This window comes from Microvirga sp. 2MCAF38 (genome assembly GCF_052115485.1).
Lineage (GTDB): Bacteria > Pseudomonadota > Alphaproteobacteria > Rhizobiales > Beijerinckiaceae > Microvirga.
Genome location: NZ_JBFRGU010000003.1, coordinates 119,031 through 137,498, shown reverse-complemented (window position 1 = coordinate 137,498; position 18,468 = coordinate 119,031). Strand labels below are relative to the sequence as shown.

17 protein-coding genes are annotated in these 18,468 nt (G+C 60.1%); 2 read left to right on the top strand and 15 right to left on the bottom strand.

Annotated elements, in window-relative coordinates:
• Positions 1 to 27 precede the first annotated feature (27 nt).
• The 8 genes from msrQ to AB4072_RS07525 all read right to left on the bottom strand — a co-directional run bounded on the left by msrQ (position 28) and on the right by AB4072_RS07525 (position 7,792).
• Positions 28 to 663: a protein-methionine-sulfoxide reductase heme-binding subunit MsrQ gene (msrQ, locus tag AB4072_RS07560; RefSeq protein ID WP_441966772.1), complete on the bottom strand. Its 636-nt coding sequence runs from the start codon at positions 661 to 663 to the stop codon at positions 28 to 30.
• Positions 663 to 1,607 carry a protein-methionine-sulfoxide reductase catalytic subunit MsrP gene (gene msrP / locus AB4072_RS07555; RefSeq protein WP_441966771.1) on the bottom strand — a complete coding sequence of 315 codons (945 nt, stop codon included), beginning with the start codon at positions 1,605 to 1,607 and terminating at the stop codon, positions 663 to 665. The genes msrQ and msrP overlap by 1 nt, the downstream gene beginning before the upstream one ends.
• 353 nt (positions 1,608 to 1,960) lie before the next feature.
• Positions 1,961 to 3,037, bottom strand: coding sequence for an ABC transporter ATP-binding protein (locus AB4072_RS07550; protein ID WP_441966769.1), 1,077 nt, complete (start codon positions 3,035 to 3,037; stop codon positions 1,961 to 1,963).
• Positions 3,038 to 3,059: 22 nt separating this feature from the next.
• Positions 3,060 to 3,740, bottom strand: a complete 681-nt coding sequence (locus tag AB4072_RS07545) for an N-acetylmannosamine-6-phosphate 2-epimerase (RefSeq protein WP_441966767.1) — start codon at positions 3,738 to 3,740, stop codon at positions 3,060 to 3,062.
• A 10-nt stretch (positions 3,741 to 3,750) separates the two neighbouring features.
• Positions 3,751 to 4,527 carry a carbohydrate ABC transporter permease gene (locus tag AB4072_RS07540; protein ID WP_441966765.1) on the bottom strand — a complete coding sequence of 259 codons (777 nt, stop codon included), beginning with the start codon at positions 4,525 to 4,527 and terminating at the stop codon, positions 3,751 to 3,753.
• Positions 4,528 to 4,601: 74 nt separating this feature from the next.
• Positions 4,602 to 5,534 carry a carbohydrate ABC transporter permease gene (locus tag AB4072_RS07535; protein WP_441966764.1) on the bottom strand — a complete coding sequence of 311 codons (933 nt, stop codon included), beginning with the start codon at positions 5,532 to 5,534 and terminating at the stop codon, positions 4,602 to 4,604.
• A gap of 57 nt (positions 5,535 to 5,591) precedes the next feature.
• A complete protein-coding gene (locus AB4072_RS07530) occupies positions 5,592 to 6,842 on the bottom strand; it encodes an extracellular solute-binding protein (RefSeq protein WP_441966763.1) in 1,251 nt (416 codons plus the stop codon).
• Positions 6,843 to 6,895: 53 nt separating this feature from the next.
• Complete coding sequence (locus tag AB4072_RS07525) at positions 6,896 to 7,792, bottom strand: hypothetical protein (RefSeq protein ID WP_441966761.1); 897 nt, start codon at positions 7,790 to 7,792, stop codon at positions 6,896 to 6,898.
• A 260-nt stretch (positions 7,793 to 8,052) separates the two neighbouring features.
• Here AB4072_RS07525 and AB4072_RS07520 point away from each other — a divergent pair, with 260 nt between their 5' ends.
• A complete protein-coding gene (locus tag AB4072_RS07520; RefSeq protein ID WP_441966759.1) occupies positions 8,053 to 9,057 on the top strand; it encodes an adenylate/guanylate cyclase domain-containing protein in 1,005 nt (334 codons plus the stop codon).
• A gap of 412 nt (positions 9,058 to 9,469) precedes the next feature.
• On the opposite strand, the gene AB4072_RS07515 is transcribed toward AB4072_RS07520, so the two are convergent.
• The 7 genes from AB4072_RS07515 to AB4072_RS07485 all read right to left on the bottom strand — a co-directional run bounded on the left by AB4072_RS07515 (position 9,470) and on the right by AB4072_RS07485 (position 17,529).
• On the bottom strand, positions 9,470 to 10,294 hold the full coding sequence (locus AB4072_RS07515) for an inositol monophosphatase family protein (protein WP_441966757.1): 825 nt from the start codon (positions 10,292 to 10,294) through the stop codon (positions 9,470 to 9,472).
• A gap of 164 nt (positions 10,295 to 10,458) precedes the next feature.
• The gene (locus tag AB4072_RS07510; protein ID WP_441966755.1) at positions 10,459 to 11,283 is read right to left on the bottom strand and encodes an inositol monophosphatase family protein; all 825 of its coding nucleotides are present in this window, start codon (positions 11,281 to 11,283) and stop codon (positions 10,459 to 10,461) included.
• Between the two features lie 10 nt (positions 11,284 to 11,293).
• Complete coding sequence (locus AB4072_RS07505) at positions 11,294 to 11,920, bottom strand: protein phosphatase (protein ID WP_441966753.1); 627 nt, start codon at positions 11,918 to 11,920, stop codon at positions 11,294 to 11,296.
• A 35-nt stretch (positions 11,921 to 11,955) separates the two neighbouring features.
• Entirely contained in the window at positions 11,956 to 13,080 is a 1,125-nt protein-coding gene (locus AB4072_RS07500) for an ABC transporter ATP-binding protein (protein WP_441966751.1), read from the bottom strand.
• Positions 13,081 to 13,186: 106 nt separating this feature from the next.
• Positions 13,187 to 14,428 (bottom strand): ABC transporter substrate-binding protein, encoded by a 1,242-nt coding sequence (locus AB4072_RS07495; protein WP_441966749.1) that lies wholly within the window; start codon positions 14,426 to 14,428, stop codon positions 13,187 to 13,189.
• A 37-nt stretch (positions 14,429 to 14,465) separates the two neighbouring features.
• Positions 14,466 to 16,298 (bottom strand): ABC transporter permease, encoded by a 1,833-nt coding sequence (locus tag AB4072_RS07490; protein WP_441966747.1) that lies wholly within the window; start codon positions 16,296 to 16,298, stop codon positions 14,466 to 14,468.
• Between the two features lie 196 nt (positions 16,299 to 16,494).
• Complete coding sequence (locus AB4072_RS07485) at positions 16,495 to 17,529, bottom strand: LacI family DNA-binding transcriptional regulator (RefSeq protein ID WP_441966745.1); 1,035 nt, start codon at positions 17,527 to 17,529, stop codon at positions 16,495 to 16,497.
• 173 nt (positions 17,530 to 17,702) lie between these two features.
• On the opposite strand from AB4072_RS07485, the gene AB4072_RS07480 reads away from it, so the two are divergent.
• Positions 17,703 to 18,467 carry a LamB/YcsF family protein gene (locus AB4072_RS07480; protein ID WP_441966743.1) on the top strand — a complete coding sequence of 255 codons (765 nt, stop codon included), beginning with the start codon at positions 17,703 to 17,705 and terminating at the stop codon, positions 18,465 to 18,467.
• Position 18,468: the final 1 nt, after the last annotated feature.

Below are 18,468 nucleotides of genomic sequence, written 5' to 3'. Positions count from 1 at the left end.
GGAAACCGGTCGCTCCTCCGGATCACACTAGGCAACCTGCCGCCTCGGTGAAGCTTTGCGTTTAAAGGAGCGAAACAGCCGATAGCCGAGAAGAACGGCGACGATGGCGGCGTAGACGATCGGCTCCATGGGCCAAGACTTGACCACAAGGAGGAAATGAAGCGCCGCCCCGATTGCGGCCACGTACACAAGCTTGTGCAGCCGCGCCCAGACCTGCCCCCCGATCTTGCGGATGGAAGCGTTGTTCGACGTCACCGCGAGCGGAACGAGAATGAGGAAGGTCGCCATTCCGATTGTGATGTAAGGCCGCTTGACGATGTCAGCCCAGATCGCCGCCCCATCCAGGCCCTGATCGAGTACGAGGTAAGTCGTGAGATGGAGCGCGGCGTAATAGAACGTGAGCAGGCCGAGCGCACGGCGATAGCGCAAGAGATTGATATTGAAGAGTTGTCTTAGCGGCGTGACCGTGAGCGTCGCAATCAGGAAGCGGAGCGCCCAAAGACCGAGCGATTGCTCCAGATAGCGCATGGGGTCCGCCCCGAGCTGATCGTTCACGCCACGGTAAAAGAGCCAGACCGCCGGTATGAAGCCGACGATATAGATCGCGATCTTCGGCACCTGGAAGCGTTTTGCAGCGGGGGCCGACACAGCGCGGGTCGCCATCAATAGAACTTCCTGAGATCCATGCCGGAATAGAGGCTCGCGACCTGATCGGCGTAGCCATTGAACGGAAGCGTCGGGCGTCTCTTCACGAAGAGACCGCCCTCCCCGATCCGGCGTTCGGTCGCCTGACTCCAGCGCGGATGGTCCACTGCGGGATTCACATTGGCATAGAAGCCGTATTCACCGGGCGCCTGCTGGCTCCACGACGTCTCAGGTTCTTTCTCCACGAAGCTGATGCGGGTGATCGACTTGATGCCCTTGAAGCCGTACTTCCACGGCACCACGAGGCGGATCGGCGCGCCGTTCTGATTCATCAGCGTCTCGCCATAAAGACCAACCGCAAGAAGCGCCAGCGGATGCATCGCCTCGTCCATCCGCAGGCCCTCGACGTAAGGCCAATTGAGGACGGGCAGGAGACCGCGCTGCCCGACCATCTCTTCCGGGCGATAGACCGTCTCGAAAGCCAGGTACTTGGCGTTGCTCTTCGGCTCGACCCGCTTGATCAGATCCGCCAACGGGAAGCCGACCCAGGGGATCACCATGGACCACCCCTCGACACAGCGCATGCGATAGATGCGCTCTTCAAGGGTCGCAGGCTTGATCAGATCCTCGAGGGCGTACTCGGCAGGTTTCCCCACCAGACCATCGATCTTGACCGTCCAGGGCGTGGTTTTCAGCGTATGGGCATGCGCGGCCGGATCGGCCTTATCGACGCCGAACTCATAGTAGTTGTTGTAGCGGGTCACATCCTCTTTGCTCGTCAGCTTCTCGTCCATCGCCGAAAGTGGGCTTTTGACGGCAGAGAGGGCTGCGGCATCGGCGCGGCCCGAGAGACCCGCGAGGGCGAGACCCGCCGCTCCCGCCATCCATTGGCGGCGGCTGAGGTAGTGATCGCGAGATGTAATCTCGGAAGGCGGAATATCAGACGGATAACGGATCAGCACGACGAGACCTCGCTTCGAACCCAGGATAAATGGGTACACCCGAACGAGCGAGGGGCGCTTTCACGTTTACGTTATAGCTATCCTCCCGCATGCCGGGAGAACAGTTATTGCACAGGATTGTTTCGCCTCAAACCGAGGCGATGCGTGGGTCGTGACTCAGTTTGATGAAGATGAGGCACAGGCTTTCCCTCCCCCTTGCGGGGAGGGATGAAGGGTGGGGGTGGTCCGACCGGGTGAAACTTTCAGACGTCTGGCGCTGTAACAGCCTTCCTGCTTATCGGATCACAGGCAACGCTCTGACTTTTCAACCCCCACCCCTGCCCCTCCCCGTAAGGGGGAGGGAAGAGCGCGGATCAAACTGAGTCACTACCGATGCGCGCGCCGGCCTCGTCGAACAGATGGCCCTGGTGCGCCGCTGGTTTGAGGGCGACGGCCTGCCCCGGCTGGAGATCGACCCGTTCGCGCAGCACCACGGTGAGGTTGCCGCCCTCCACCTTCACGATGAGCGTCGTGTCGGAGCCTGTCGGCTCGATGACGGACACCGTGGCGGGGATTGCGCCCGGCGTTCCCGCCGGCACGACGTGCAGATGTTCCGGCCGGACGCCGTAAGCGATCTTCGTGCCGTTCGCCAAAGAAGGACGCGAACTCAGCGGTAAATGTGTGCCACCGGCAAGGGTCAGACCGCCCTCCGCCAACGTTCCCTCGATGAAATTCATGGCTGGAGAACCAATGAAACCGGCGACGAAGCGGTTCGCCGGGCGGTCGTAAAGTTCGAGCGGCGCGCCGATCTGTTCGACGATGCCGTCATGCATCACGACGATCTTGTCGGCCATGGTCATGGCTTCGATCTGATCGTGAGTGACGTAGACGGTCGTGGTCTTCAGGCGCTGATGCAATTCCTTGATCTCGGCGCGCATGGCCACGCGCAACTTGGCATCGAGGTTCGAAAGCGGCTCGTCGAAAAGGAACACCTGCGGATTACGCACGATGGCGCGCCCCATGGCGACGCGCTGGCGCTGGCCGCCGGAAAGCTGGCGAGGATAGCGGTCGAGCAGCGGGGTCAGTCCGAGCGATGCTGCCGCCTCCTCCACGCGCTTCTTTTGATCCGCCCGCGGCGTGCCTTTCAGCTTGAGCGAGAACGCCATGTTCTCGGCCACCGTCATGTGCGGATAGAGCGCGTAGCTCTGGAACACCATGGCGATATCGCGATCCTTCGGAGCGACATCGTTCACGACGCGCGAACCGATACTGATCGTTCCGTCGTTGATGTCCTCAAGGCCCGCGATCATGCGCAGCAGCGTCGATTTTCCGCAACCCGACGGACCGACGAGAATGACGAACTCGCCGTCTTGAATATCGACGCTGACGCCCTTGATGATCGAGACGGTGCCGTACGACTTCTTGACGTCGCGGATCGATACATTCGCCATGACTTTCTCCGACCCTTAAGTCTTATGCCGTCCGCTTCGGTGTCGCGCGAACGAATTTCCTGGTGATTTCACGTGGATTGGTGATTGCGGTGCCGACGACGATTGCGTGAGCGCCGCGCCGGAAGCCTTCCGCGACCAGCTCGGGCGTATCGAACCGCCCTTCCGCGACAATGGGTGTCGGCACTGCGGCGACAAGCGCGGAGAGAAGGTCGAGATCCGGCCCCTCGCCTTTCGAGGCCTCCGTCTCTTGCGTGTACCCCGCAAGCGTCGTCGCCACATAGGTCGCGCCATAGGCATGCGCGGCCTTGCCCTCTTCGAGTGTCGAGATATCGGCGAAGACCTCGCGCTTCAATTCATTGCGAATGCGCGCGATCAACCGCTCGACAGGCTCGCCATTGCGTGCGCGCGGCGTCGCGTCGAGCGCGATGATGTCGGCACCCGCATGAGCGATCTGCGCCGCACTTTCGAAATTGGGCGTGATGTAGACCGGGAATTGATCGTCCCACACTTTGGAGATGCCGATGATCGGCAGCGTCGAGACGGCGCGGATGGCTGCGACATCCTCCGCCCCATTCGCACGAAAGCCGCTCGCCCCGCCTGCAGCAGCGGCGCGGGCCATGGCGGACATGAAGATCGGCCCGTGCAGCGGATTGTCGGCGCGAGCCTGGCAGGAAACGATGAGCGTACCCTTTGAGATCAACATCTGACGTCTCCTACTTCACTGCACCCGCCGTCATGCCCTGAATGAACTGGCGTGACAGGGCGATATAGAGCAGCGTGATGGGAGCCGCCGCTATGGTGAGGCCGGCAAAGAGCATGCCCCAATCGGTGGTGTACTCCCCCATGAAAGAAGTCAGGCCCTGCGGAAGGGTCTTGGCGGAATCGGACTGGATGAACACCAACGGGAAGAAGAAGTCGTTCCAGATCGGCACCGCGTTCTGGATTGCCGCAATCGCCATGGGCGGGCGCGCCAGCGGCAGCATGACCGACCACATGATGCGCGGCTCGGAAGCGCCGTCGATACGCGCCGCATCTTCCAGTTCGGAGGGCAGCGAGCGCAGGAACCCAGCCATGATGAACACCGCCGACGGCAAGCCGATCGCCGTGTAGGTGACGATCAAGCTCCAACGGCTGTCGAGCAGACTCAAATCGCGCAGCAGAATGAAGAGCGGAATGACCGCGAGCTTCAGCGGCAGCATCAGGCCTGTGAGGAAGAACAGCAGAATGAAGGTGTTCGTGCGCGATTCATATCGGGCGACCGCGTAACCGGCCATGGTCCCGAGCACCAAAATCAGAATGATCGAGATACCGGTCACGACGACCGAGTTGACAAAATAAGTCGGCATCGACGTCTCGCCGAGCACGCGGGTGAAATTCTGCACCTGTGTGAAGTCCGGCAAGGCGAAAGGATGCTCGAAAATCTCGCCCGTCGTCTTGAAGGCCGAAAGGACCATCACGACAACCGGATAGAGCATGATGAACGAGTTCATGATCAGAATAATCTGAGCCAGGAACGCGAAAGAGATAGGCCGCGACGATGCGGGAGAATGCGAAGCCATGACGCTCAAAACTGAATCTCCCGACGGCGCAGCCAAAGAGTGAGCATCGACGCGAACACCACGATGAAGAGAAACAGCAGCGTCGCGAGTGCCGAACCCTGGCCGAAATTCTGAATGCTGGCGCTCTGGTTTCCGAAGGCCGTCCGATAGAACACGAGGCCGAGAACATCGGTCGTTCCATAAGGCGACCCGTCGAGACCGACCATCACATACGGAATCTCGAACCAGTTGAATGCGCCGATGAACAAGAGCGTAAACAGAATGGTCGTGCTCGGCGCCACGAGCGGCCACACGACGCTCTTCAGCAATTGCCATTCGCTCGTGCCGTCAAGTCGCGCAGCCTCGATGATCTCCGAGGGAATGCGCTGCATGCCGGCGAGATAGACGAGTGCCGGGAAGCCGACGAAATGCCAGGCGTTGGCGAGAATGAGCGCACCGAGAGCCGTAGACGCATCTCCGAGCCAGGGTTTTGCCAGGGCATCAAGACCAAGCGAATAGAGAGCCTGGTTTATGATCCCGAAATTCGGATTGAGAAAAAGCTTCCAGAGGAAGCCGACGATGATCGTCGACAACACGACAGGCACGAACACGGCCACCCGGTGAAACCGAAAGCCGAACGGCTCCTTGTAAAGAAGCCATGCGAGCAGGAAGCCCCCGCCGTTCTGGATGATCATCAGCGCGATCAGCGCATAGACGTTGTGAAGAAAAGCATTCCACACGACGGGTCCCATGACGGGCCCGAACAGTACATCCTTGAAATTGGTCAGCCCCACGAATTCGCCGCGTGCCAACCCGCGCCATTCATAGAAGGCGTAGGCGAAGGCCGAGAGGATCGGATAGACCACGAACAACGTCATGAAGACGATCGGCGGGACGACGAGAAACGCCACCCAGCTACGATGCTTCAGCGTGCGGGCCTGTTTAGGCGAGACGGGCATGGGCTGAACTTTCAAAAATGGCGGCGGACGCAAAGCCCGCCGCCACCTGTCGAAGTCTTACTTCTGGAACGGCTTGTAGTAGGTCGCGATGCCCTTGTTGATCTCGGCAGCGGCCTGCTCAGGCGTCTGCTGGCCGGCGAGCATCTTCTGCACGTTCGCCTGGAGAAGCACCGAGCCGCTCGGCTCCTGGTAACGGAAGCGAACCAGCATCAGATAGGACATGGAATTGTCCGCGAGCTTCGCCACATCCTGGGTGATCGCATCTTCAACCTTGATGCCCTTGATCGGCGACAGGTTCTTCAGCGTGTTGGTGAAGGCCGTGCCGTATTCGGGAGTCGCCAGGAAACGGACGAACTTCAGCGCCGCATCCTTCTTGTCGGACTTGGCGTTCACCGCGTAGCCACCGTCATAATAGGTGGCGATCAGCGCCTGATCGCCCGCCTTCAGGACGGGGGCCGGGAAAACACCGAGATCGAGCGCGGGATTCTGGCTCTTGAAATTCGCAACCTCGTACGATCCGCCCGCAAACATGGCAGCGCGGCCCGCAACGAAGAACTGCTGCGACGAGGGATAGTCGACGCCCGTGAAGTTCGGCGAGAAATACTGGCTGATGTCCTTCAGCTTGGCGAGGGCGTTGACGAAACGCGGATCGGTGAAGTTCGCCTTGCCGGAAACGATGTCCTCTTCGAACTGCTTGCCGAGCATGGACGAGAGCAAGCCGCCGATGATGGTTTCATTCTGCCAGGCCGTCGCTGTGCCGTTGGCGAAAGGAGCGATGTTCTTCGCCTTCAGCGCCTGCGCAACCGTCACGAGCTCGTCCCAGGTCTTCGGCGGATTCAAGCCGGCGTCCTTGAAGATCTTTTTGTTATAGACGACGAGCTGAGCCTGCATCGCGAACGGGACCGCGTAGACCTTGCCGTCCGCGCGCAGCGTCTCGGCGGCGAGCGCCGGTGCCGGGAAGTTCGCCAGTTCCGGCGCATTCTGCTGATCGAGCGCCAGCAGATAGCCAGGAGTCGCAATCGTCTCGAGATTACCGTAGGCGCGAACCTGGATCACATCCGGACCGCGACCGGCGGCGAGCGCCGTCGACAGGATCGTCTGGTAGTTCTCGGGCGCATAGGTCTCGAACTTCACCAAGATCTCGGGCTCCTTCGCCTCGAACTTCTTGATGATGTCCTGATAGAAAGCCTTGTCTTCCTGGCGCCAGCTCCAGAAGGTCAGCTCGGTCTTGGCCCAGGCAGCTCCAGCCGTCAGAGCGACATAGCCGCCGATCGCGACGCCTGCCAGAATTCTTCTCGTCAGTTTCATTTTCGTCCCCTCAACTTGTTGACGTCTTCTCCTCAGCGAAAAAACCTTTGATCTCAAAGATCTTTTCGTGATTCCTTGCACTTGTCATGCGGCACGACCACGAGCACGGTCGCATCGTCATGCACTTTGACCCGCGGGAAAGCGGTCGCCACATCGTCCCGCTGCTCTCGCTCACGCAGTTCCTGCATCAGGTCGAGAGCGCGGCCTGTGCTCAGAGCAGCATAAAGCGCCTCGTCCGTATAGATGCCGAACACATCGACGAGACGCATGAAGCCATCGGTCGCCAGAGCAATCGGCTGACCGGGAGCAACCTGCGCCTCGAAACGCAGCTCCTGCCCGGCCCACGGGCGCAGCGGATGGACGACCCAATAGCCGTCTGGTTTATTGAGCTTTGTGCGGTTTTCCAGAATTTGTTGGCGCGTCTCTTCCGGCATCACGCCGGCCTGCCGGACAGAACGACCCAAGGTTGCCAGCGTCCGTCGCTCGAAGGGCTTTGCCCGCTCGTCCGTCCAGCGCAGCACGCCTGTTTCGGTCGGTACCAGGGCCACCACGTCTCCGAGGAACGCGCCCTGGATCGTAAACAACCCGTCTTCCCTGATCTCTTTGCAATGAATGACACCGAGACAAGCCGAGGGAGCGACATGCTCCTCGTCACGCGCGGCGCCGTTCGCTGCCTGTGCGAAAGCCGTCCCTATTCGAGCCTGCACCGTTGTTAAAAGCGTCGACAGGTCCTCTGGCGATGCCGCCTCCAGCTCCTCGCCGATAGCACCGGCCAGCCAAGAGGCATCAGTACGGCCGGAGGTGAGGTGCGCTCCGGCGACGCCTGTGGCTCCATCGACGATCCAGGCACGGCCGGAACGCGCGCCGAGCCCATCCTCATTGGCAAGGGCTCCAGGCACGGACAATTGCTGCAATGTCCGGAAACAGGGGATGAAACCAGGGTCGCTCACCCCCTACTGGTCTCATATTGGTCGCGTCATGTCCATAGTGGTCTTACGCCCGGCATCGCAGTTATCAGCATCACATTTTTGCGCACGACCACGCTTCTGCACGGCACCGACAAAATTCCGCTACAGTTAGGCTTCCTACAGGCGCCATGATGAAAACGACCAGCCTGTCAGAGCACCGTGGCACAACGAGCGAGGAGCCGGCAAAGCCGGCGGCCCCGAGCCTGCATACTTTTCGGACACTTTGGAGTGAAAACGCATCCATGAGCCGACAGATTCGATTCTGGGTTTTCGCGACGCTTGTCGGCGCGTTGGCCGGATCGTTTTACGCCTTCATCTTTCACAACGGAAAGCCGCTGATCGGGGCGGTTTTCGGCATCGTGACCGCCCTCCTGCTCTTCGGCTTCGAGCGGGGACACCTTTTCATGAGGCTGCAAAAGCGCCTGAAGCGGGTTTCGGCACCGCTCTATGCGCTGAGTTCGATCTCGATCTATGTCTGCCTGATCATTCTCGGAAACATTATTGCCGGCAGCAGTCTTCTCGCCTTGGACATCATGGACGATCCCTACTGGGAAACGGTTCTGCCCACGCCACGCATTCTGGCTTACTCCCTGATCATGTCGGCGATCGTGGCTTTCATCCTGAGGATGCGGGATCTCGTCGGGAGCGAAGTGTTCTTCAATCTCCTGATCGGTCGATATTACAAGCCGGTTCAGGAGGATCGCGTCTTTCTTTTCATCGATCTCATCGGCTCGACCTCCATGGCCGAACAGATGGGGCCGATGCGCTATCAGGAGTTTCTGGGAGCGTTCTTTGCAACTCTGGCAGAGCCCGTCCGCCGCAATCATGGATCGCTCGACGACTATATCGGCGACATGGCCATGATCACCTGGCCGCAGACACGGGGCATCCGGGACGCGAGGTGCCTGCGCTGCGTTCGCGATGCGCAGCAGCAGATCAAGCGGGATGCCGATGAATGGCGGGCCCGGTTCGGAACCGTCCCCCACTTTCGGGCGGCCGTCCATTGCGGCCCCGTCGTCACAGCTGAAATCGGGGTCGAGAAACACAAAATCGCTTACGTCGGCGACACGGTGAACGTCACCGCGCGACTGGAGACTCTCGGCAAGGCGTTCAACGAACCCTGCCTCGTCTCCAGCGACCTCCTAGCCGCAATCAAGCTGCCCGCCGGCTTTACAGTCCGCGATCTAGGTCCCCACGCCGTACGCGGACGAGACCGTCAACTCACTGTCCTGGCCGTGGACAGTTAAAAGGACAACCAATTAGCGTGTCGCGACCATTACGCTTGAAACGCACGGCTTCGATCCGCTATGAGCTTCCGCAACGGAAGACGCGATCCTTGTCCCCTCAGCCGAGGCGGGTCGGAGTGAGATGCCGCGATGGCCAATGTCCAATCTACGCAAGCATGGCGGGCTATCGTCTTCGCGACCTGTTCTCGCCTATCGTCGGCCCGATTGCTTTTGATGGGGACCTTTGAGCAGCGATGCTTTCTGGATCGGATCGAAGGCGCATGATGCCGGATCATCTACGACAAGGCCAACGGCCTTCTCTATTACGATCCCGACGGGACGGGCGCGAAAGCCCAAATCAAGTTCGCTGTCATCGGGCCGAATACGGAACTCAGCAACGAGGCGTTCTGGCTCGTTTAGGATCGCCTTCCACTCAAGAGAGAAGGCTCTCCTTCAATGCCTCCCAACTCGCGACATCCGGCGCGCAGAGAAGGCCGCCGTCGAGATTGGTCAGGCGATAAGGCGAGCCGTCGAAATGGGCCGAATATCCGCCGGCCTCGCGATACAGGAGCAGGCCCGCCGCATGATCCCAGGGCATGATTTTCGAGTACAGCAGAAAATGGCAATGGCCCGACGCAGCCATGCGGTATTCGTGCGCGGCGCAGCGATAATTCATGGCGATGGCGACCCGCGGCAAGCGCGCGGGGAAAACCGAACGCAGGGGCTCCGACATGTAGGCCCAGGAAACGCAACCCTCCATCTCCGAGACAGGCACGGGCGCACTGACGCGAAGCGCCGTCCGGCGATGATCCGCATGCTCGATCCAGGCCCCTTCGCCTTTCACGGCGATAGCCCAATCCCCACCGATGGGATCGTGAATGATGCCGGCGACCGCCTCCCCTTTGACGGCGACAGCGACCATCGACCCGAACAAGGGCAAGCCCGATGAAAAATTCTTGGTGCCGTCCACCGGATCGACGATGAAAGCGAGAGCCGCATCGTCGAGTTTGCGAGGAAGGGACGGATCGCGCGCCGTCGCCTCTTCCCCCACCACGATGGCGTTCGGAAAAAGCTTCAGGATCTCGGCTTCGATCACGCGCTCGGCGGCCTCGTCGGCATCCGTCACCAGATCGCGCACCGAACTTTTATAACGGATCGCATCGGCCGCGAGATTGCGGAACCGTGGCAGGATTTCAGCGTGGGCAGCGCGGCGAAGAATCTCGGCGATGGCGATGGCATGGTCGCTTGAAAAGGACATGGCAGTCTCCGAAGCTGGCGAGCGATGGTTCGGCATGGGCGATTGCGACCGCCGATGCAAGGCTGAAAAAAAGCCGCGACACCTTTGATCGGATGTCGCGGCCCAGTAGACCCGCAGGTTTTCGCTACGCCTGGGAGTTCTCTCGACAGAGGATTACGAGGGCATCACTTGAGGGAGATGCCCGTAAAGCGCACGAGTTCGTCGTGCAGCTCAGGCGTTCCCCCGAGAACGACATTGCCGTCCCGTAAACCGGATTGGGCGAGGAAATCGTTGACGCGGCCGCCCGCCTCTTCGATCAGCAGCAGGCCCGCAAGGGCATCCCACGAATTCATGTGGAGTTCGCAATAGGCATCGGTCCGCCCCGCCGCCACATAGGCAAGCGCCAGTGCACCGGACCCTCCACGGCGCACCACGGCGCCAGCCTTCATGAACCTGTCCACCACTTCCATGTAGTCGCCGAGCGGACGACGCGTTGACCAGCCGATCTCGATCGAGGCCGACCGGATATCCGACAGACCGCTGACGCGAATCGGCTCGCCATTCAGCGTCGCCCCGCCGCCGCGATAGGACGCGAAAAGCTCGTCGGACATCGGGTCGTAGATGATTCCGATCTGGATCTCGTTGTTCTCCACATAGGCAATCGAGATGCAGAACTGCGCGATGCCGCGAACGAAATTAGCGGTGCCATCGACGGGATCGACGACCCAGACGCGATCCTCGAAGGTCCCACCGCCCTCTTCGCCGAGAAAGGCATCGCCGGGAAAGCTCGTCAGAAGCCGATTCTTGATCAACCGCTCGACTTCGGCATCGGTGGCCGAGAGATAATCCTGATGCCCTTTGAAATTGAGCATGGAGAGCCCGGGACGCCCGTTGAACCGGCGCTTCGCATAAGCGCCGGCCTCGCGCGCGACCGCACAGGCGACAGAGAAACGCAGGTTGGCCTGCGGGTGTAATTCTTCGTGATCGGCAGTTTTCGCCAGTTGAGTCATTGTCGCCTTCTTAGGACTTTGCCGAAACAAGCTTCGGCGCAGAGTATTTCTCGCGTTCAATACGCTGAATCCATGTGGCTGCAAAGCGTGCTGCCTCGATCAGCATGGGCTTGGGCGTCTCGAACCATTCATCCGGGTGCAAGGCCCGCGCCTGGCGCAAGTAGTCGACGGCGGAATCGAGTGTCGGGAAGCGGCCGGGCATCTGAATATGGATATAGAGCGCCGCGAGGATGACCGAACGGCTGCGTCCGCCCCGGCAATGGAGCAGCACATTGCCCTGTCGACGATGGGGATAGGTCGACCGATCGGGGAGCTTCTGGTGCAGGGCCCCATCGAGCATGTAGTATCCGGCGAGCAGCATCGTGTGCGGGTTGCCGTCATCGTCGATCAGACCGAGTTTGTAATTGCGGACCGGGCCTTGCGGCGTCGATTGCGAGACACCGGACTCCACATCGCCCACGTAGCTGATGTCGAGATTCACCGCGCAATTGATTACGATGGCGATGTCGTTCTTCGCGATCAGCCCCTTGTCGGCAGCGGCATCAGCATCGCCGACGAAGAGTTTGACACCGAAGGGCGGCAGTTCGTCGACGATGAGGCTTAAAGGGGGGCGAGGATATTTCTTTGCGGGGTTCATCGCTTCTGCAAAATCCTTATTTGAGCAATGCTTCGTTATGCGGCATGCGATGCCGGTTGTCTCACTTGAGCGGTTTCGATCCTGCGTCCGGCCGGATCGAAGAAGTTGATGTGATCGAAGGACAGTTCGATCCAGACGTTCTTTTTCGGCAGGCTGTTTTCGAAACGCGGGATCAGAACGGTGATCCGCTGCCCCTTCAGCAGAAGCGATATGATCGTTTGCGAGCCGGTCGGCTGCACAACATCGACCTCCGCGGCGATGCCCGCTCCCGTCGGCCGATCATGAATCGCGATGTTCTCCGGCCTGACGCCGACCGTCACAGGGCCTTCGGACAGGTTCATTCCGGCAGGAAGCGGCAACTCCGTCCCACAGAGCGACAACCTAGCCTCTCCACCGACACGCTTCACCACACCAGAGAACAGGTTGATCTTGGGATCGCCGATGAACTCGGCGACGAACAGGTTCGCCGGATTATGATAGATCTCGTAAGGATTGCCTTGCTGTTGAATGATGCCGTCCTTCATCACGACGATGATGTCCGACATGGTGAGCGCCTCGACCTGATCGTGCGTCACGTAAACCGTCGTCGCACCAAGTTCGCGATGCAGACGCTTGAGTTCGGTGCGCATCTCCGTCCTCAATTTCGCATCGAGGTTCGAGAGCGGCTCATCCATGAGGAGGATCGAGTTGCGCGCCGCAATCAGGCGGGCGACGGCGACGCGCTGTTGTTGCCCACCGGAAAGCTCGGACGGATAGCGACCTTCGAGCCCCGTCAGTTGCACCTTCTCCAACGCTTCCTGCAGCCGCGCCTTCACTGTCAGGGCCGGCAGCTTCGCTTCCGTCAGCGCAAGCGTGATGTTGCGGTCGACCTTCATGTTGGGCCACAGGGCGTAGCTCTGGAAAATAAAGCCGAGTCCACGTCTCTCCGGCGCGACGAACATCCCTGTCGTACTCGAATAGACCGGTTTGCCCGCCAGCGAGACTTCACCGCTGGAAGGCTGCTCCAGGCCCGCGATCATGCGCAAGGTCGTGGTCTTGCCGCATCCCGATGGGCCGAGAAGCGTGACGAAACTGCCTTTGGGGATTTCAAGATCGAGCCCCGGAACGGCCAGCTGGCTTCCGTACAATTTCGTGATGTTGCTGAGTTTGATTTCAGACATGGGCACTCTCTCGTTCGAAAGCCGCGCTAGAACTTGATTTCTTGTTGCCGCATGATCCGGACGAACAACCGGTTTCCGCTTGTTCTGATCATGCTTTAGAGGGATCTTATCGGCTGGTTTCGGCGAGCCAGAAGTCGCTGATCTTCGCGATGTTGTCCTTCACGAATTCCGGCGACGCGGTCAGCTTCTTCGCGGTCGGCCACGCCTCGCTGAACGGCGGAGGCGGAACGTCCGTGCGCGGCGAGAAGGTGCCGACCTGATAGAAGGAGGCCATGCCTTGCAGCAATTCGAGCGATTTGCCCGAGCGGAACGGCTGCTTCAACTCCGACTGCGCGTTCAGATCCTTACTACCCATCAAGAAGGCCACATAGAGCTTCGCGGCATTCGGATGCGGGGCCTGGCCGGCGACCGTCACATAGGTCGGGTAGGAATAGAGCGCCGCCGGTTCCAGATCGTAAGGAATCGCGTTGGCGTAATTGTCCGTCTGGTTCTTCGTCAGGTAATGAATGACCGAGAACGCCAGCGGGGGCTTGGCCTGCCCACGAAGGCCGACCGCCGTCGCGATCTTCGAGCTGTTGTCGGAAATCACGATGTCGTTCGCGATCAGACGATGCAGAAACTCATAGCCTGCATTCTCGATGCCGGCCGACAATTGCAGTTTCTTGCCCGCATGCTTTTCATAGGTTTTCGCCATCGTGTCCGAGTGCTCGACAATAGCGGCCAGTGTCATGAGCGTGGTCAACGATCCGGCGGGCGACTTCATGGAGAAGCGGCCCTTCCATTGCGGCTCGGTCAATTCCCAGATGTTCTTGATCGGCGGCTGCGGATTCGCCTCCGCGTTGTAGAAGATGCCATAGGCCTCGATGACGTGCGTCAGAAGCGGTTCGCGATGTTCCTGCGGAATGCGGTCGACGAGATATGAAGGAACATAGTTCACGATGCGGTGGTTCGGCAGAAGATCGAAGACCATCTGCTCGGTGCCGCCCGTATAGACCACGTCGGCCGCATAAACGCCCGCCTGCTGCTCGCGCACGACCTTCTCGATGGTCTTCTCCGAGCCGAGATCGTAGGCCTTCACCTTGATTTCGGGATAGGCCTTCGCGAAATCCTCCGCGACCTTCATCATCGTACCGGTCGAGGAATAGACGACCACCTCGCCTTCCTTCTTTGCGTTGGCGACAACCTCGTCCCACTTTTCATTCTTCTGGAACGGGCCGAGCTGGCTTTTCTGTAGCCAGGCGTCGAATTTCGGATCGGCTTTTTGCGCGAGTGCCGGCGCGGCAAAAGAGGCGGCGATTGCACCTGCAGCGAGCCATGTTCTCAGGGTTCCGGATTTTGACGTCGTCATAGGTTTCCTCCGTTTGCTTCTTATGGTTCTGTAACGATCAGATCGCCCCGATCTTCGCCTTCTTCGTCACCACGCGGATGATCAGGTTGATGACGATCACGAGCGCGACGAGGAGCACAGTCGCCACACCGACGAGCTGCGGCATGTCCTGGCTCTGGTAGTTGTAGATGACACCCGCGAGCACGTTGTTCGACGGTGTGACGAGGAGCACGATCAGCGACAATTCACGCATGATGCTGATGAAGCTGAGCAACATGCCGGACATGAGTCCGCCTGCGGCGATGGGCACGATGATCCGCAGCATGCGCCGGAACCAGCCAATCCCCTGAACCCGCGCCGCCTCCTCCAGAGATTTGTCGATCTGGAGAAGTGCCGCGATGCCGGTGCGTGCCGTGAAGGGCAGTGTCTTCACCGAGCAGATCAGGACGAGCAGTGCAAAGGTACCGTAGAGCGCCGGGAACGGACCGACAGGCCGCGCGAACATGCCAATATAGATCGCGCCAAATGCGAGTGCGGGGAAGATGTATGGCAGGAAGGACACGAGCTCCAACGCGCGGGAGGTCAACGAGCCGCGTGTTCTGACCACCACATAACCGATGAGGAACCCGAAGATGCCCGTCGTCAACGCAGTCAGGAAGGCAAGGCGCAGGCTGTTCCAGGTCGCATCGAGAATGTTGCTGTTGTCGACGAGTGCGGCCTGAAGCGGATCGACCCCCTCTCCTCCACCGCCGATCCAGTAATGCAGGGTCAGATTGCTGAGGCTGTAGTTGCCCGCCGTCTTGACGAGCGATTGCAGCACGAGCAGCACGACGGGAAATGCGACGGCGGCCGCCATCATCACCATGACCAGGGTGAAGAGGGGCCAACGCCAGCGACCGAGATCGACTTCCTTTGAGCGAAAGCCTTTGCCGGAGAGAGTGACAAAGCTTTTGCGGACGCCGATCAGGCGCTGATTGATGTAGATGAACAGGCACGCGAGCACGACGAGCACGAGCGCCAGGAGAAAACCGTCGCCGGCATTGCGCGTGCCCATGGCCGCATAGATCTGCGTCGGCAGCACATAGTAGCGCACCGGCATTCCGAGCACCGCGGGTGTGCCGAAGGAGCCGACGACGCGGATGAAAGTCATCACCACGGCCGATCCGATGGCGGGCAGCAAGAGCGGCATGGTGATCCACAACAGCTGCTTGATGCGCGAAAGCCCGGACATGGCTCCCGCTTCTTCCAACTGACTATCGACGCTGGTCAGCGAGCTCGAAACGGAGAGGTAGGAATAGACGTAGTAGTGCAACGACAGGCAGATGATGATCGGGATCGGCCCATAGGCGATCCAATCCGGCGGCTGTACGCCGAAGAAGTAGGCGAACGCGCCCGACGCGCCGCCGATACGATCGTTCTTGAAGAACGTGATCCACGCCAGCGCCAGCACCCAGGACGGCAGCATGTAAGGGATCATCACGAGCGTATGCAGCGTGTTGCGGAACGGGATGTTCGTGCGGACCACGAGCCAGGCGAGCCCAGTGCCGAACGAAAGGCAGATGATTGTCGCGCCGAACGCGGTGACGAGAGAATTCAAAAACGGCTTGTAGAAGATCGCCCATGACAAGCGACCCGCGAAGACGCGCTCGTAGTGAAACAGCGTGAGATCGCCCGGCTGCGCCTTCGGCAGATAAGCCTTATCATAAGACTGAACGGTGAAGGTTTCGCGCAGCAATTCGAAGAGCGGCACCAGCACCAGCGCACCGAGAATGACGGCCAGCAAAATACCGAGAATGCGCTCAGGCTGGGAAAGGAAATTCCACAGGCGCCGTGCCGATGCTCCGGATTTTTGGACAGCCGAAAAACCTGCCGGCTGGGCCGAACTGCTCATGACGTCCTCCTTCTCGCGACCGCGTTTTCGCGTGCCGAAAGCGTTTCCAATCACCGGCTCTTTTGTGCAGGAAATTTTGCATCCCACGCGGCCGTGTTTGCCCAGCAGGGGTTACCTAATGGGAAGCGTTGCTAGACTGCACACGTGTGCAATTTTTGGCAAGAAGAAATTTTACGGGCTAAAAATGACTTGATATTCAAGGAGTTGTGTCGCGCTCGACAAGCTCGACGGGCAGGATGCGATGGATGATCGGAGCACCCTCATCGCTTTCGCGTTCGATGGCCGCGACAACCGATTCCGTCAGATCGCTCAAGGACTGGCGAATGGTCGTCAACCGGTAGGGCGACCAGCTCGATTGCGGAATGTCATCGAAGCCGATGACCGACAAATCCTCCGGCACTTTCCGGCCAAGCTCGCGCGCACCATCCAGAAAGCCGAGTGCGATAAGATCGGTGACGCAGAACACGCCGTCGAGCTTATTCTGGGCCAGCAGCTCCCGCGCCGCCAGCACGCCGGTGTCGTAGGTGGTGTCGCCCTTGGCCCATTGAACCGTTATCAGGCCCGCCTCAGCCATGAAGGAGAGGAATCTCTCGCGGCGACGCGTCTGACTGGGCGTTCCCGCGCCGCTGCTGACGACGCCGACACGCTTGCAGCCGGCTCGCAAAAACCTCTCCGCGACCAGCTCGGTACCGCGAATGTCGTCGCTGATGATCGTATCCGTCGCAGCGTCATCCGCCTTACGGTTGACCAGAATGACGCGCACGCCATTGGCAAGGCACTCGTCGATGATCGCGGATGGCGGAGCACCCGACAGAATGACGATGGCGCGCACGCGAAATTCGAGAATGAGCTCAATCAGCGACGAAATCCCCTGCTCCGCCTCCGCCGCGTTGAGCAAGAGGCATTGCATGCTCCGCTTCAGAAGCGCCAGGCTCAGTTGATCGAGCTGGCGCGCCATGAAGGGCGTGGAGAGATTGGAGCCGACGACGCCGACCAGATTGGATTGTTCGCTGATGAGGCTTCGCGCGAGGCGGTTGACCCGATATCCCAAGGCCTTGGCAGCCTCTTGAACGCGCTCGCGCACATCGGTCGAGACGCTTGCGCCGGGCGTGAAGGTCCGCGACACCGCAGAGCGGGAAACGCCAGCCAGACGCGCCACATCGGCCGAGGTCACGAAACCACGGGCCGCGCGTTCCGGCTTCGAGCGCTCATCGCGATTTGAAGCAGCCATTGACGAAAGGCTCCTGGCAGGACATCCGCAGCCGATTCATTTTCAGCGTCTGCGTCGGCCCTCCTTAGCGAACATTGTTCGACGACGATAGATCCACCTTCGTCACCGAACATGCTAACAGAAGCGTCAAAGGCGATTGCCGAGTCTTGGAAGGGCTGCGAGGGACTGATGAAATGAAGGTCGATCTGAATTCGGATCTCGGGGAAGGTTTCGGGCCCTGGAGCATGGGCGACGACAACGCCATGCTCGACATCGTCACCACCGCCAATGTGGCCTGCGGCTTTCACGCGGGCGATCCCGTCATCATGCATGCCACCGCTGCCGAGGCGAAGCGCAAGAATGTCGCCATCGGCGCGCATCCGGGTTTCAACGATCTCTGGGGCTTCGGAAGGCGTGTCATCAAGGGCGACAGCGCCGCCGACATCGAGAAGATGGTCGCCTATCAGATCGGCGCCTTCCAGGCCATGGCCACGCTTGCGGGCCATCGGATGACCCATGTGAAGACCCATGGCGCCCTGGCCAACATGGCGGCCGAGGACGACGACCTCGCGCTCGCCATCGGACGTGCCATCAAGGCCATCGACCGGGATCTGATCTACATGGCGATGCCGGGCATGGCGACCGAGCGGGCCGCGCGAAAACTCGATCTGCCATTCGCTCTCGAGGCTTATGCGGACCGCACCTATGACGACACGTTCAACCTCACCAGTCGCCGGGTTCCCGGATCCGTCATCCACGATCCGGAAGAAGCAGCGACCCATGTGCTGCGCATGATCGAGGATCGCGCGATCCGCTCGGTCAGCGGCAAGCGTCTCGATGTCACCATCGATACCATCTGCGTTCATGGGGATACGCCGAGCGCTGTGACGATGGCCAAGGTCATTCGCGAAAGATTGGAAGCGGCGGGCGTCACCATCGCAGCCTTTGCGAAAAGATAAT